Annotated in this window: 17 protein-coding genes; 7 read left to right on the top strand and 10 right to left on the bottom strand. The window is 62.3% G+C overall.

The genetic code is table 11. The annotated features are described in order from the left end of the window. The 5 genes from ACXYMS_RS02870 to petA all read right to left on the bottom strand — a co-directional run bounded on the left by ACXYMS_RS02870 (window position 1) and on the right by petA (window position 3695). A complete protein-coding gene (locus ACXYMS_RS02870; protein ID WP_458903514.1) occupies window positions 1–534 on the bottom strand; it encodes an adenine phosphoribosyltransferase in 534 nt (177 codons plus the stop codon). A 27-nt stretch (window positions 535–561) separates the two neighbouring features. Next, window positions 562–756 carry a hypothetical protein gene (locus ACXYMS_RS02865; RefSeq protein ID WP_458903513.1) on the bottom strand — a complete coding sequence of 65 codons (195 nt, stop codon included), beginning with the start codon at window positions 754–756 and terminating at the stop codon, window positions 562–564. A 280-nt stretch (window positions 757–1036) separates the two neighbouring features. Next, the gene (locus ACXYMS_RS02860; protein WP_458903512.1) at window positions 1037–1888 is read right to left on the bottom strand and encodes a cytochrome c1; all 852 of its coding nucleotides are present in this window, start codon (window positions 1886–1888) and stop codon (window positions 1037–1039) included. A gap of 14 nt (window positions 1889–1902) precedes the next feature. Beyond that, window positions 1903–3153: a cytochrome b gene (locus ACXYMS_RS02855; RefSeq protein ID WP_458903511.1), complete on the bottom strand. Its 1251-nt coding sequence runs from the start codon at window positions 3151–3153 to the stop codon at window positions 1903–1905. Window positions 3154–3167: 14 nt separating this feature from the next. Beyond that, window positions 3168–3695 (bottom strand): ubiquinol-cytochrome c reductase iron-sulfur subunit, encoded by a 528-nt coding sequence (gene petA / locus ACXYMS_RS02850; RefSeq protein ID WP_458903510.1) that lies wholly within the window; start codon window positions 3693–3695, stop codon window positions 3168–3170. A 227-nt stretch (window positions 3696–3922) separates the two neighbouring features. Here petA and ACXYMS_RS02845 point away from each other — a divergent pair, with 227 nt between their 5' ends. The 4 genes from ACXYMS_RS02845 to ACXYMS_RS02830 all read left to right on the top strand — a co-directional run bounded on the left by ACXYMS_RS02845 (window position 3923) and on the right by ACXYMS_RS02830 (window position 6729). After that, the gene (locus ACXYMS_RS02845; protein WP_458903509.1) at window positions 3923–4393 is read left to right on the top strand and encodes a tRNA (cytidine(34)-2'-O)-methyltransferase; all 471 of its coding nucleotides are present in this window, start codon (window positions 3923–3925) and stop codon (window positions 4391–4393) included. 17 nt (window positions 4394–4410) lie between these two features. Next, window positions 4411–5283 carry an oxygen-dependent coproporphyrinogen oxidase gene (gene hemF / locus ACXYMS_RS02840; protein WP_458903508.1) on the top strand — a complete coding sequence of 291 codons (873 nt, stop codon included), beginning with the start codon at window positions 4411–4413 and terminating at the stop codon, window positions 5281–5283. 50 nt (window positions 5284–5333) lie between these two features. Then, complete coding sequence (locus ACXYMS_RS02835) at window positions 5334–6467, top strand: AAA family ATPase (protein ID WP_458903507.1); 1134 nt, start codon at window positions 5334–5336, stop codon at window positions 6465–6467. A 67-nt stretch (window positions 6468–6534) separates the two neighbouring features. After that, a complete protein-coding gene (locus ACXYMS_RS02830) occupies window positions 6535–6729 on the top strand; it encodes a DUF1059 domain-containing protein (RefSeq protein WP_458903506.1) in 195 nt (64 codons plus the stop codon). A gap of 56 nt (window positions 6730–6785) precedes the next feature. Here the strand turns inward: ACXYMS_RS02830 and ACXYMS_RS02825 are convergent, their stop codons facing one another. From ACXYMS_RS02825 to ACXYMS_RS02815, 3 genes are all read right to left on the bottom strand, one after another. Beyond that, complete coding sequence (locus ACXYMS_RS02825; protein WP_458903505.1) at window positions 6786–7961, bottom strand: CCA tRNA nucleotidyltransferase; 1176 nt, start codon at window positions 7959–7961, stop codon at window positions 6786–6788. Next, entirely contained in the window at window positions 7958–8584 is a 627-nt protein-coding gene (locus ACXYMS_RS02820) for a CoA pyrophosphatase (RefSeq protein ID WP_458903504.1), read from the bottom strand. The genes ACXYMS_RS02825 and ACXYMS_RS02820 overlap by 4 nt, the downstream gene beginning before the upstream one ends. Before the next feature lie 74 nt (window positions 8585–8658). Continuing rightward, the gene (locus tag ACXYMS_RS02815; RefSeq protein WP_458903503.1) at window positions 8659–9207 is read right to left on the bottom strand and encodes a GNAT family N-acetyltransferase; all 549 of its coding nucleotides are present in this window, start codon (window positions 9205–9207) and stop codon (window positions 8659–8661) included. 356 nt (window positions 9208–9563) lie between these two features. Between ACXYMS_RS02815 and ACXYMS_RS02810 the strand changes: the two genes are divergently transcribed. Beyond that, complete coding sequence (locus tag ACXYMS_RS02810) at window positions 9564–10523, top strand: glutathione S-transferase family protein (RefSeq protein ID WP_458903502.1); 960 nt, start codon at window positions 9564–9566, stop codon at window positions 10521–10523. Window positions 10524–10629: 106 nt separating this feature from the next. Here ACXYMS_RS02810 and ACXYMS_RS02805 read toward each other — a convergent pair whose 3' ends face one another. Further along, on the bottom strand, window positions 10630–11103 hold the full coding sequence (locus ACXYMS_RS02805) for an NUDIX domain-containing protein (RefSeq protein WP_458903501.1): 474 nt from the start codon (window positions 11101–11103) through the stop codon (window positions 10630–10632). A 113-nt stretch (window positions 11104–11216) separates the two neighbouring features. Here ACXYMS_RS02805 and ACXYMS_RS02800 point away from each other — a divergent pair, with 113 nt between their 5' ends. Both ACXYMS_RS02800 and ACXYMS_RS02795 read left to right on the top strand, forming a co-directional pair. Beyond that, window positions 11217–12107 (top strand): metallophosphoesterase family protein, encoded by an 891-nt coding sequence (locus ACXYMS_RS02800; RefSeq protein WP_458903500.1) that lies wholly within the window; start codon window positions 11217–11219, stop codon window positions 12105–12107. A 177-nt stretch (window positions 12108–12284) separates the two neighbouring features. Continuing rightward, window positions 12285–12686: a DUF1801 domain-containing protein gene (locus ACXYMS_RS02795; protein WP_458903499.1), complete on the top strand. Its 402-nt coding sequence runs from the start codon at window positions 12285–12287 to the stop codon at window positions 12684–12686. Here the strand turns inward: ACXYMS_RS02795 and ACXYMS_RS02790 are convergent, their stop codons facing one another. Continuing rightward, the gene (locus ACXYMS_RS02790; RefSeq protein ID WP_458903498.1) at window positions 12687–13340 is read right to left on the bottom strand and encodes a glutathione S-transferase family protein; all 654 of its coding nucleotides are present in this window, start codon (window positions 13338–13340) and stop codon (window positions 12687–12689) included. Window positions 13341–13412: the final 72 nt, after the last annotated feature.

The following is a 13412-nucleotide window of genomic DNA, read 5'->3' as shown; positions in this document are numbered from 1 at the left end:
TCAATGGCCCTCGAAGGCCATGAGCGAGCTCACCTTGACACCCTCGGATTCCAGCTTGGCTGCCCCGCCAATTTCCGGCAGGTCGATCACGAAGGCCGCGTCGTCGCACACGGCCCCGGTGCGCCGCAACAAGCCTGCGGCGGCGATCGCCGTGCCACCGGTGGCGATCAGGTCGTCGACCAGGAGCACTTTGTCGCCTGCACCGACCACGTCGGCATGAATTTCTATGGTATCGACACCATATTCGAGGGCGTAGTTCTGCCCGATGGTCTCGCCCGGCAACTTGCCCTTCTTGCGAATGGGCACAAAGCCGGTGCCCAGGGCAATGGCAACGCCTGCCCCGAAGATGAAGCCCCGCGCCTCGATGCCAGCGACATGGGTGATCCCCAGTCCGCGATAGGCGGCGGCAATGCGCTCGACGCTTTCCTTGAACCCTTCCGGATGCTCGATCAGCGTGGTGATATCCCGGAACAATATCCCTTTCTTGGGATAGTCAGGGATCGTGCGGACGAGCGACTTCAGGTCGAGCGACATGGATGGCCTTGAATGCAAAAGCAGATGTCAGGTCTTGTTGCGGCCCAGCACATGCCGGGCGATGACGCCGGCATTATAGGCTACGTTGCGCGTCGTGCTGATCGCCGTCTCACGCGCCTTGGGGTTGCTGACCACGGCCAAAACGCCGGCCCTGACCACCGGATGGCGGCTCATAGCTATGGCAGTGCTGACCACGGTAACGGCAAGGCGAACGGCGGACATCGCGGCTTCCTTCAACAACCCGAACTGCTGGCAATATCGCGATTGAGAGGCGTAATGGCAAGGGCCTCACGCCACCGGATCAAACAAAAGGGGCCTATGCGAGGCCCCTTTCAAATTCCTCTGTCCCTGCATGCCCTGCTGCCACTCGACCATAGGTCTCGTGGCCTGCTTGCCTAAAATTGCTCCCCTGGAGCAATTTTGCTTGCGGCACGGCGCGCAGTCTCCGGGGCTGACTTCCTCAAATCGCTCCACTGGAGCGATTCGCCCTTTGGGATAGAAGTCAGTGCTCGATGCCGGACCAGAGCTTGCGCTTGGTGCCATACATCAGGCCTGCGAACAGCACGAGGAACAGCAGCACCACGAAACCGGTCTGCTTGCGGCTGACCAGGTGGGGTTCGGCCATCCACATCATGAAGGCCGACACGTCGGTGGAATACTGCTCCAGCGTCTCGGGCACCATCACGCCATCTTCATTGGGCGTATAGGTCACCGACCCATCGGCCAGCGGCGGCGCCATGCCGATAGCGTGGCCCGGGAAATAGTCATTGTAATACTTGCCTTCAGGCAGTTCGAACCCTTCGGGCGCTTCCTCATGGTAGCCGTTGAGCAGGGCGTGGATATAGTCCGCGCCACCCTCCTGGTAGCCGGTGAAATAGTTGAAGACCCAGGTGGGGAACGGATCAACGACGCCGCGGGCCTTGGCCAGCACCGAAAAGTCCGGCGGCAGCGAACCACCATTGGCGTCGCGGGCCTCCTGGTCATTGGCGAATGGCGAGGGCCAGCGGTCGGCGGCAACGCCGGCGCGGCGCCCGCCTTCCGCAGTGGGATCAGCCACTTCATATTCGGCAGCCAGCGCCTTGACCTGAGCCTCGGAGAATCCCGGACCACCGGGCTCCGCCAGATTGCGGAACGAGATCAGATGCGCGCTGTGGCAGCTGGCACAGACCTCGCGGAACACCTGGAAGCCGCGCTGCAGCTGGTGCTCGTCATAGGTGCCGAAAATGCCGGCAAAGCTCCAGCCCTGCCGCTCGATATGCGGCGTCGAATGGCTGTCCTCGGCGGCCTGAACCGGCAGGGCAGCAAAGCCTGCCAGTGCGGCGAAGGCGGCGATGATGATCTTGGTCTTGAACATGCTCTTTGCCCCGATCACGCGTGTGCCTTGCCGAGAACGCTCTCGGAAATGCTGGTCGGCAGCGGCCTGGGGGTCTCGATCCGCGAGAGCACCGGCAGCACCACCAGGAAGTAGAGGAAATAATAGGCCGTGCACAGCTTGGCCAGGTGCGTATAGGGCGCTTCCGCCGGCTGCGCACCCAGATAGGTGAGCGCGACGAAATTGATTACGAACAGCCAATAGAACCACTTGAACAACGGACGGAAGTTGCCCGAGCGGACCTTGGACGTGTCGAGCCATGGCACCACCAGCAGCATCACCAGCGCGCCGCCCATGGCGATCACGCCGCCCAGCTTACTATCGATGAACAGCACGTTGAAGTCGATGGCGCGCAGGATGGTGTAGAACGGCAGCAGATACCATTCGGGCACGATATGGGCCGGCGTCACCTGGCTGTTGGCCATGATGTAATTGTCGGGGTGACCGAGGATATCGGGCGCGAAGAACACGAACCACGCAAACGGGATCATGAACAGCACCATGCCGTAGAGATCCTTCATCGTGTAGTACGGGTGGAAGGGGACGGTATCGCGGCTGTCCTTCACCTCGACGCCGATCGGGTTGTTGTTGCCCGGAACATGCAGCGCCCAGATATGCAACGCCACGATGGCGGCAATCACGAATGGCAGCAAATAGTGCAGCGAGAAGAAGCGGTTGAGCGTCGGGTTGCCGACGGCAAAGCCGCCCAGCACCAGCTGCTTGATCTGCTCGCCAACCACCGGAATGGCCGAGAAGATGTTCGAGATCACCGTGGCGCCCCAGAACGACATCTGGCCCCAGGGCAGGATATAGCCCATGAAGGCGGTGGCAACGGTGAGGATGAAGATCAAGACGCCCAGGATCCAGATGATCTCGCGCGGCGCCTTGTAGGAGCCGTAATAGAGGCCGCGGAACATGTGGATATAAAGCGCCACGAAGAACATTGAGGCGCCAACAGCATGGACGGCCTGGATGACCCGGCCGCCATTGACGTCGCGGCGGATATGCTCGACCGAGTCGAAGGCCATGCCGACATTGGGCGTGTAATGCATGGCCAGGATGATGCCGGTGACGATCTGGATACCCAGGCACATGACCAGGATCGCGCCGAAGGTCCACCAGTAGTTGAGGTTCTTCGGCGTGGGAAAGTCCATCAGGTGCTCTTTGGAGAACCGGATGATCGGCAGGCGGTCATCGAGCCATTTCTCGACGGCGCTGCCCGGAGTGTAGGTGGAATGTTCTGACATCGGGAAAGCCCCCACTAACCGATCTGGACCAGCGTATCGCTGACGAATTCATAAGGCGGCACGACCAGGTTTGTCGGCGCGGGACCGCGACGGATGCGTCCGGCAGAATCATAGTGCGAGCCGTGGCAGGGGCAGAACCAGCCATCGAAATCACCCGATTCACCCACCGGGATACAACCCAGATGCGTGCAGTTGGCGATCATGATCAGCCACTGCTCGTGGCCTTCCTTGACGCGCTGCTCGTCGGTCTCAGGATCCTTGAGATCGCTCAGCGGAACGGCCTTGGCTTCCGCGATCTCGGCGGCGGTACGATGCCGCACGAAAACCGGCAGGCCGCGCCAGGTGATGGTCACCGACTGGCCTTCGGGAATGGCGGCGACGTCGAACTCGATGCTGGCGAGCGCCAGTGTCGAAGCGTCGGGATTGAGCTGATTGATCAGCGGCCAGACCACGGCGGCCGCGCCAACCGCGCCGACGGCGCCGGTTGCGACGAACAGGAAGTCCCGCCGGTTGGTGGATGAATGTTCTGCTTGCGTGGCCAAGGTCCGTATCCCCGTACGATGCACAATTGACGGAGCCGGCCCCGGCCGTGTCGCCCGCGTAAACGGAATCGACCGCCGTCCGCCCTCAAGCGGCCCGTCAGGTCAGGTCTTTTTGCACTGTCACATGAACTTGTCCAGTGCGCGCGCCGTGACAGACCACAACTGCGACACTATACCCGAGCCAGTCGCAAAATCCCGCCACGACCGGCCGACTCGAGAAAGCCAGAATGACCGTCGCCCTTGCCCTCTACCAGCCCGACATCGCTGCCAATACCGGCACGCTGTTGCGGCTTGGCGCCTGTCTCGGGGTCAGTGTTCATCTCATTCACCCGGCCGGATTCGCGCTGACCGATCGTAACCTGGCGCGGGCCGGCATGGATTATCTCGACAAGGCAGCTCTGGTCGAGCACGCCAGCTTTGCCGCCTTCGACGGTTGGCGCATGGGCGAGCAAAGGCGGCTGGTGCTGCTCACTACCAAGGCCACCGACTCGGCCTATGGGGCGAGCTTTACTCCGGGTGATATCCTGCTGCTGGGGCGAGAAAGCGCTGGCGTCCCCGAAGCGGTGGCCGAGCAATGCGACCTGAGGCTACGCATTCCCATGCGAGCCGGTTTGCGCTCGATCAATGTGGCAGTCGCCGGCGCCATGATACTGGGCGAGGCCCTACGGCAGTCGCAGCACTTTACAGAATTGAGCTGAAGGTCCATTTCCCCGTCATGACCCTCCCCGCCGATATCGACACTAAAAAGACCATCGCCAGCGCCTGGTTTCGCGCCCTGCGCGACCGCATCTGCGCTGAACTGGAAGCCATCGAGGCCGAAGTGACCGGTCCCCATGCCGAAATGCCGGCGGGTATATTCGAGCGCACCCCCTGGGACCGCGCGGCGGGTGGCGGCGGCGAAATGTCGATGCTTCATGGAAGGGTGTTCGAGAAGGCCGGCGTGCATATCTCGACCGTGCATGGGAACTTCACTGAGGAATTTGCCCGCCAGATGCCGGGCACGGAGGCCGGGACGGCTTTCTGGAGCTCGGGCATTTCGCTGATTATCCACCCCTGGAACCCCCATGTTCCGGCGGTGCACATGAATACGCGCATGATCGTGACCGGCAGGCAATGGTGGGGCGGCGGCGCTGACCTGACCCCGGTGCTCGACAACCGCCGCACCCAGACCGATCCGGACAGCCGGGACTTCCACGCCGCCATGAAGGCCGCCTGCGACAACCGCCCGGGGGTCGATTATGAACGGCTCAAGGCCTGGTGCGACGAGTATTTCTTCCTGCCCCACCGCAACGAGCATCGCGGCATTGGCGGCATCTTCTACGACCAGTTCAACACTGGCGACTGGGACGCTGATTTGGCCTTCACTCAAGCCGTCGGCGAAGCGTTTCTGGACATCTATCCAAAACTGGTGCGCCGCAACTTCGAGAAGAACTGGACCGATGCCGAGCGCGACGAACAACTCATCCGTCGCGGCCGCTATGTCGAATTCAACCTGCTCTATGACCGCGGCACCACCTTCGGCCTCAAGACCGGCGGCAACGTCAATTCCGTCCTCAGTTCAATGCCCCCTGCCGTGAAGTGGCCTTGAGACTTATCCCGAGCTTGGCAGGGGATGGGCGACGCCCCTAATCTGAGGCCATGTCCCTCACCGATCTCGACATCACCGGCTATCGCTCCATCCGGTCCATCCGCTTTCCATTGAAGCGCCTGACCTTGCTGGTGGGTGGCAATGGCGTGGGCAAGACCAATCTCTATCGTGGCCTTGAACTGGTTCATGCCGCCGCCACCGGGGACCTTGTCCTCAGGCTGGCGCGGGAGGGCGGTCTCGCGTCGGCCATGTGGGCAGGACCGCGCAAGGTCAGTGACAAGCCCCGCCTGGTCTTCGAGGTCGGGCTCGACACCATTCTGCCCGGAGACGACGAGGCCGCCTTCGTGCCCCGCTATGCGGTCGAGGTGGGGTTCGGCGACCGCTACGAGGCCGTGTTCGAGCAGGAGCCGCAGATCAAGGCCGAGAGCCTGATCCTCCCCGGCAGGCGCAGTGTCACCTTGCTGGAGCGCAAGGGGCCTTCTGCCTGGTATCGTGGCGAAGACGGGCGCATGCGCCAGCTCGATCACCCCCTCCTGGCCAGTGAGTCCGCCCTCTCGGCGCTGCGCGGCACCCTGCCTGAGCTCGATGCCGTGCGCCACCTGCTGGCAGAATGGCGCTTCTACCATGGTTTTCGTACCGACGCGGGTTCGCCGCTGCGGCGCCCATCGCTGGCTGTGACGTCGCCCACCCTTGATGCCGACGGGGGAAATCTCGGCGCCGTTCTAGCAACGCTGCGTCATATAAGGGGTGATACCGTCGATCTTGACGCGGCGATCGACCAGGCCTTTCCCGGCGCTCGCCTCGACATTCCTCCGCCCGAACGCGATGCCAGCTTCTCGATGATTTTCCCGGAAGTGCCGCATCGTCCGTTCGGCCCTGCCGAGCTCTCGGACGGTACGCTGCAGTTCCTGGCGCTGCTTGGGGCCCTGCTCGCCTATCGGCTGCCGCCTTTCATTGCTCTGAACGAGCCTGAAACCTCGCTCCACCCCGATCTGTTGCCGGCCCTGGCCCGGGCCATTGCCCGCGCCGCCGAACGCACCCAGGTCTGGGTGGTCACCCATTCCATTCCCCTGGCCGAGGCCATCGCCGAAAAGACCGGCATCATCCCCCGCACCATTATCCGCCGCGATGGCGCGACCTGGATCGAGGGCCTGTCCGATATTGGCATCTTTCCCGACGAATAATGGAACCGTTTCCGCACCCCTGCATTTCCTCAGACCTGCCAATGCGAGTGACATGAGGAGATATGCGATGAAACGCTTTGATTCCGGCACGCTCATTCCAGGGTCCACCTGGCGCGCCGAAGCTGACTCAGAAGCCGAAGTGGTGCGCCGCGCGGTCGAGAACATGCGAAATCTCAATGGCGAAACCGAGATACGCCCCGAAATGGTTGAGCGCATCAAGGAACGCATAGTCGACGTCGACGATCAGGAGACGCGGCACTAGGTCTGAACAATATATTCAGCCCCCGGTCCTGACCGGGGGTTCTGTTTTGGCGGGGACTAGTGGAAAATACGCTCCAAAAGCGCGTCGCGGTCGAGTGAGAACTCGCTCTCGACCCAGACCCGCTCGAGCAGCGCCAGGGCGGCACCCATATCCGGTCCGGGCTTCATGCCGCGCGCTTCAAGATCGCTGCCGCTTACCGGCAGCGGCGCCACCGGCAGGCGTCCCAATTCGCGCGCCACTTCCGCCAATTGCTCGCGCGGCCAGTTCTCTTCTGCTGCGGCGACGGCCAGTCCTTCGACCGCATCCTCGCCAAAACGATAGGCCGCCCAGCCCGTATCGCCCCGGCGCAAAAGGCTTGCTGCCTCGGCAACGTGCTCGGCATGGGCCACGACGGCCTTACTCAGGCGCCAACTGCCCTGACGGCGCTCCAGGCCCTCACGGCCCATCAAAGCAAGGCGTGCCGACGCCGCATGCCCGCCCAGGTCTTCATAGCGCAGCAACGCCGCAACGGCGCCCGGTTCGATGCAGAGCAGCCCGAGCCTGTCCATGACCCCAAGCGTCTTGCCGACCTTTGGCAAGGCGAGCATCCGCATCATCTCGGCACCGACCCGTTCGCGGGATATATGATCCAGCTCGCCGGCCGCATCACGGCAGGCCGCCAGGCCCTCGGCATCGAAATGCTCGCCGCCATGGCTGGCCGAGAACCGGAAGAACCGATAGACCCGCAGCCCATCCTCGGCGATGCGCTGTGATGCCTCGCCGATGAACCGGACCCGTCCATTGACCAGATCCGCGGCGCCATCCAGCGGATCGAACAGAGTGCCATCGGCATGGCAATAAAGTGCGTTGAGTGTGAAGTCGCGCCGCGCGGCATCAGCCACCCAGTCCGTGCCGAACTGCACCTGCGCGTGCCGTCCATCGGTGACGACGTCCTGGCGCAGCGTTGTCACCTCGACATTGGTGTCGTCGAGCCGCAGCGTAACGGTGCCATGATCGATGCCGGTAGGATAGGCGGATATAGAGGCGGCCTTGGCCCGCTGCATGACCGCAACGGGCAGCAGTTCGGTCGCCATGTCGATATCGGCATGTTCGCGCATGCGGCCGATCAGGCTGTCCCGGACCACTCCGCCCACCGCACGCGTGCGCCCTTGGGCCCCATCGAGCGCCGCAAAGATTGCCTGTACGGCCGGACGCTCTAGCCACTCTGCCCCCGCCAGTGGATCCGCAATCACGCCGCCACCTCGGCCACGACCAGATCGCGGAATAGCCGCGTCAAATTGGCGGTAATGCCCCAGATGACATGCCCGTCATGGTCGATCTGCCAGGTCGAGTGCTCCTTGCCGCCGCGACTGATGCGGAAGCGGCCATAGGTCTCTGCATCGAGAATGCGGCTCAGGGGCACCTCGAAAACCGAATGAACTTCACCCGGATTGGGCACGAAGGGGCCGCTGGGGGTCACTTCGGCAATGACCGGGGTAATGAGATAATTGGTGCCGGTATAATAGGTCGGCATATAGCCCAGGATCACCGCATCGCCGGGCACCATTCCCACTTCCTCATTGGCCTCGCGCAGCGCCGCTGCCGCCGCACCACCGTCGCTGCCATCGATCTTGCCACCGGGGAAGGCCACCTGTCCCGAATGGGCGCGCAGATCCGGCGATCGCTCGGTATAGAGTACGGTATGCCCTTCTGGCCGCCGCACCAGTGCAATCAGCACCGCCGCCAGAACCGGTGGCCGCTCGAACGGCCTAAGCGGCTGCCAGTCCGGCACCAGTTCCCGCGCCGGCGTCAGCGCCGGCGGTTCGGACAGCAACCGGGCAGACAGGGTCTGAGCAATGTCGAGATCAAGGACCAAGGAGCACACTGATTACGGCAAGTTCGCCGCCAAACCTTAGTTCAGCAGGTTGGTTCGCGCACCCCTTTTTGGCGTCACTGCCCCGTGTCAAACGCAGAAATAGTGCCCTTCAGCGACTTGGCAAGATCCTTGTCATCGGACAGCAGCAGCACGCGGCTGGGATCGACCGGCCCAGGGAATTCGATATTGCCCGGCGTAGTGATCTCCCACCCCAGCGGGCAATAGTAATCTTGGTCGCCGACCAGCAGCACGAAATCACCCTCGCCCCGCGCCAGCGCCATCCGGCTGACTTCGCGCGCCAACAGCTTGCCGGCGCCCCGCTTGCGGAAATTGGGATGGGTGGCCAGTGGCCCGAGCAGATAGCCCTTGCGCCCGTCGACGCTGATCGGTGTCATCCAGACCGAACCGCAGGGTGTGCCGTCCACATCGGCGATCAGACTGAGGCTGGGATCGATGGGGAACCGCTCGCGCACCCGGAAGGCCGTACGTGCATACCGCCCCGGACCGAAGGCAATCGCCTGCAGGTCCTCGATAAATACATCATCGGCTGGGGTCGCGAGCCGCACATGGGGCTGGCCTGCGACAGGGGGAGCAACGGCCTCGGCCGCAACGAGCGTGGTCATGGGTCTGGTCCAGAAAAGATGTGCAGAGCAAGGCGCGGCCAGCCCTTGGGCTTACCGCTCGAAACGACCGCTTAGGGTCGTCGGTTCCACTGCAATACCTTTACCATCCTGGACGCCTCCACGTCTGTTGCCGCATTAGCACCCGTCCGGCTGGCCGTAAATGGGAATGTTGAGTCATGCCGCGAAAATCCTTTAGGCGCCGCCTCTGTGTCATGAATGCATAACGCATTGTTGCATCATCACGGCCTTATCCCATCGGCGCTGTCTCACTAGATGATGACGAATACCGCAACGCTTGCGGCATCCGGGCATTTGACCCTGCAATGCCCACAGCATGATGACCGAAAGAGAGACGAATGGGACAATTGATCGACGGGAAATGGTCGACCCAGTGGTACGACACCAAGAAGTCAGGCGGTAAGTTCGTCCGCTCGCAATCTGGCTTCCGCAACTGGGTTACGCCCGACGGCGCGTCCGGCCCATCGGGAACAGCTGGCTTTGCCGCAGAGCCCGGCCGCTACCACCTCTATGTGTCCCTGGCCTGCCCCTGGGCTCATCGCACCCTGATTTTCCGCAAGCTCAAGGAACTGGAGAGCCTGGTCACGGTCTCGGTCGTGGCGCCAAAGATGCCCGACGAGACTGGCTGGAATTTCGACAAGGACGGCGGCTCGACCGGCGACGCGCTGTTTGGCAAGGACAACCTCTGGCAGGTCTATACAGAAGCGGTTCCCGACTATACCGGCCGCGTCACCGTGCCGGTGCTCTGGGACAAGAAGACCGGTGCCATTGTCTCGAATGAAAGCTCGGAAATCATCCGCATGTTCAATTCGGCCTTCAACGACTTGACCGGCAACACCGAGGATTACTACCCCGAGGCCCTCCGTCCGCGCATCGACCAGATCAATGCCCGCGTCTATGACGACATCAACAATGGCGTCTATAAGGCTGGCTTCGCCACCACCCAAGAGGCCTATGACGACGCCGTCTCAAAGCTGTTCGAGGCGCTGGACTGGGTGGAAGGCCTGTTGGGCGAAACGGCCTATCTTGCCGGTGACAGCATCACTGAGACCGACTGGCGCCTGTTCACCACGCTGGTTCGGTTCGACGCAGTCTATGTCGGCCACTTCAAATGCAATCGCAAACGTATCGCCGATTATCCCAACCTCTCGCATTATCTCAAGGCGCTCTACGAGGTGCCTGGCGTCAAGGAAACGGTCGATCTCGACCATATCCGCACCCACTATTACTGGAGCCACACGACCATTAACCCGCACCGCATCATCCCCATTGGGCCGGAACTGCCCTTTCTGGGTTGATTAAAAAACTGGTTGACTGCGGGTGACCCGACCCTCAATCCCTTCCCCCTTGGGGGGAGGGTAGCGACGTCAGTCCGAGAGCTTTGGCAAAGCTGGGTGAGGAACCTCAATACCCCCAGACCGACCGCTTCTCCTGACCATCAAAATATTCGTCGATCCGCTGGCTGGTGGCGGGGGTCACAAGCTCGGGCAGGTCGTGGCGGTCGAACCAGCCGACTTCGGCAATCTCATGATCCGGCTTGCGCTCGGCGACAAACTCAAACCTTTTTGCAACATAGAAGGCCACATGGTCCCGGTCTGTGACGGGGCTTGAATTGTGGTAGAGCCCGAACAAGTCCATCGGGCCAATGACGCGATAGCCGGTTTCCTCCAGCGTCTCGCGCGCCCCGGCCTCCTCGAAGGTTTCACCCGGCCCGACGCCGCCGCCCGGAAACTGCCAGCCCGGCACATAGGCATGGCGGATGAGCAGCACCTTGTCGCCATCGACCACCATGACCCTGGCGCCCACAGTCATCCGGTGCCACAGGCCCTTTAGGGTGAGGAAAACCTTGGCGCGCCCGCGCTGGAAGCGATTCATCATTCTATCTGGCTCCGTTCCTGCCTCTTGGCTATCAGAGCTTTGACCGCGACAAAATCGTGCGTTGTGACGATTGAACGTTTTCTTGCCGCATCCGTTCTGGCACAACCCCCGCGATGATCACCCTGGCGCATATCTCCGATATTCACTTGTCGCCCATGCCCGCAGTGGGATTGCGTGATCTGCTGGGCAAGCGCCTGACCGGCTTTCTCAACTGGAAGCTGAAGCGCCACGGCGAGATGAACACCGAGACATTGTCGCGCCTGGTTGCGCATATGCAGCAGCAGAATGCCGATTTCACCGCCGTTACAGGCGACTTGACCAATCTGGCGCTCGACAGCGAGGTCGAACGCGCCGGGCAATGGCTGAAGGCTTTGGGCAGTGCTGAAAAGACCATTGTGTGTCCAGGCAACCACGACGCCTATGTCCCCGGCGCCCTTGACTATGCCAAGGACCAGTGGGGCGATTATCTCAAGGGCGAGACGATAGAAGGCGAGGCCTTCCCCTTTGTTCGTCGCGTTGGCGAGATGGCCATCATCTCCTGTTCCAGTGCCGTGCCGACACCCCCCTTCATGGCCATCGGACGATTCGAGGAGAAGCAGGCGGCCCGCCTTGCCCGCATTTTGAAACTGCTCGGTGACGCCGGCTATTTCCGCGTGGTGCTCATCCACCACCCGCCCAATGCCGAATTGCAGCACCCATCCTTCGGCCTCAAGGGCCATCGGCTCTTTCGTCAGGTCATTGCCAATGAGGGCGCCGAACTGGTGCTGCATGGGCACACGCACCGCTCCTCGATCCACCACATTTCGGGCAAGGCGCACGAAGTACCCGTGATCGGCGTTGCCGCCGCCAGCGCGGCGCAGGGCGGGACGCTGGACGATCCGGCCCGCTACAATCTGTTCCGCATCGAAAAATCCGGAGAGGACTGGCGCTGCACCATGCGCGAATTCGGTTTCCAGCGCCTGGGCACCGACATTGTCATGCGCATGCAGATGCGGATCTACTAGCTTCGAACCGGCCGCAGGCAAAATCAGGCCAGTGGCGTGATTTTAGGTGAGAAGGCCACGAAGGCTGTGCCTGAGTGGCTGAGCGCATCGCAAGGCCGCAAACGCCAACCCCCGTCGAAATCCCCACCCCTCCCTCGTCGTCCCGGTATAATCTGCCGCATGAGGGAGGCCAAACCCATGACGACGACCAAGCCCACCACCATCGACGCCTATCATGCCGCGCAGGACGAGCCATATCGCGCAATCTGCGACAGGCTGCGCCGCCTCATCGACGAGCGCCTGCCCGATGCCGAAAGCAAGATCTGGCATGCCCATCCCGTCTGGTTCCTCGATGGCAACCCGATTGTCGGCTATTCCAAGCTCAAAGGCCCGGTGCGACTGCTGTTCTGGAGCGGCCAGTCCTTCCAAACGCCGGGGCTTGAGCCGGAGGGCACTTTCAAGGCCGCCGAGGCTCGCTTCACCGCACTCGAACAGATCAGTTCCAATGCCATGGCCAGCTGGCTCGAAGAGTCCCGGACTGTGCAATGGGACTACAAGAACATCATCAAGCGCAAGGGGCGGCTGGAGCGGCTGATCTAGCTACCCCGGCACCGGTCCCTCGCCATTGACCAGCCATTGTGCCGCAAAAGCCCTTTTATAGGCCGGTCGCGCCTTGCCGCGCTCGACATAGGCGACAAGGCTCGGAAACTCCGCAAGCAGCCATTCATCGGCCCGCCGCAGCACCATGACCATCATCAGGTCACCCGCGCTGAAGTCCCCATCGAGCCATTCCCCCTTGCCCAGCCGCGCCGCCAATTGCCCGAGGCGCACCCGGATCCGATCCTCTAGAAAGGCGAAGCGCTCTGTGCTGAACCAGCTTTGGCCCTTGTCCGTGAAGGTAGATTGCTCGCGCTCCACGATGGGTGACTCGACCGTGCTGACGGCGGCGAACATCCACATGACGGCCCGCGCCCGAGCCTCCGGATCGACCGGCAAGAGGCCACGATGTTCTCCGGCAATATGCAGGATGATCGCCCCGCTCTCGAACAGCACCACTTGTTCGGCCTCATAGGTGGGAATTTGTCCGAAGGGGTTGCGCTGCACATGCGCCTCCTGCCGGAGCTCGCTGAATGGCACCAGGCGAACATCATAGTTCTGCCCTACCTCCTCCAGTGCCCAGCGCACCCGCATGTCCCGCGCCAGACCCTGACCACCGTCGGGTGACTTTTCGAATGCGGTGATCATCGGTGTCATTATTCAGCCCCTGCACGCATTTCACCCAGGCGACGAACCGCATCCGGCATTCTCGACAGAGTGGATCGCAAC

The sequence above is a fragment of the Devosia sp. CAU 1758 genome (assembly GCF_054482695.1).
This window is presented reverse-complemented; position numbering and strand designations above follow the sequence as displayed.

Bases quoted from the DNA above. Each gene is read 5' to 3' on its own strand.
- ACXYMS_RS02870 (WP_458903514.1), bottom strand. From the start codon at position 534: ATGTCGCTCGACCTGAAGTCGCTCGTCCGCACGATCCCTGACTATCCC.
- ACXYMS_RS02865 (WP_458903513.1), bottom strand. From the start codon at position 756: ATGTCCGCCGTTCGCCTTGCCGTTACCGTGGTCAGCACTGCCATAGCT.
- ACXYMS_RS02860 (WP_458903512.1), bottom strand. From the start codon at position 1,888: ATGTTCAAGACCAAGATCATCATCGCCGCCTTCGCCGCACTGGCAGGC.
- ACXYMS_RS02855 (WP_458903511.1), bottom strand. From the start codon at position 3,153: ATGTCAGAACATTCCACCTACACTCCGGGCAGCGCCGTCGAGAAATGG.
- ACXYMS_RS02845 (WP_458903509.1), top strand. From the start codon at position 3,923: ATGACCGTCGCCCTTGCCCTCTACCAGCCCGACATCGCTGCCAATACC.
- hemF (WP_458903508.1), top strand. From the start codon at position 4,411: ATGACCCTCCCCGCCGATATCGACACTAAAAAGACCATCGCCAGCGCC.
- ACXYMS_RS02835 (WP_458903507.1), top strand. From the start codon at position 5,334: ATGTCCCTCACCGATCTCGACATCACCGGCTATCGCTCCATCCGGTCC.
- ACXYMS_RS02830 (WP_458903506.1), top strand. From the start codon at position 6,535: ATGAAACGCTTTGATTCCGGCACGCTCATTCCAGGGTCCACCTGGCGC.
- ACXYMS_RS02815 (WP_458903503.1), bottom strand. From the start codon at position 9,207: ATGACCACGCTCGTTGCGGCCGAGGCCGTTGCTCCCCCTGTCGCAGGC.
- ACXYMS_RS02810 (WP_458903502.1), top strand. From the start codon at position 9,564: ATGGGACAATTGATCGACGGGAAATGGTCGACCCAGTGGTACGACACC.
- ACXYMS_RS02805 (WP_458903501.1), bottom strand. From the start codon at position 11,103: ATGATGAATCGCTTCCAGCGCGGGCGCGCCAAGGTTTTCCTCACCCTA.
- ACXYMS_RS02800 (WP_458903500.1), top strand. From the start codon at position 11,217: ATGATCACCCTGGCGCATATCTCCGATATTCACTTGTCGCCCATGCCC.
- ACXYMS_RS02795 (WP_458903499.1), top strand. From the start codon at position 12,285: ATGACGACGACCAAGCCCACCACCATCGACGCCTATCATGCCGCGCAG.
- ACXYMS_RS02790 (WP_458903498.1), bottom strand. From the start codon at position 13,340: ATGACACCGATGATCACCGCATTCGAAAAGTCACCCGACGGTGGTCAG.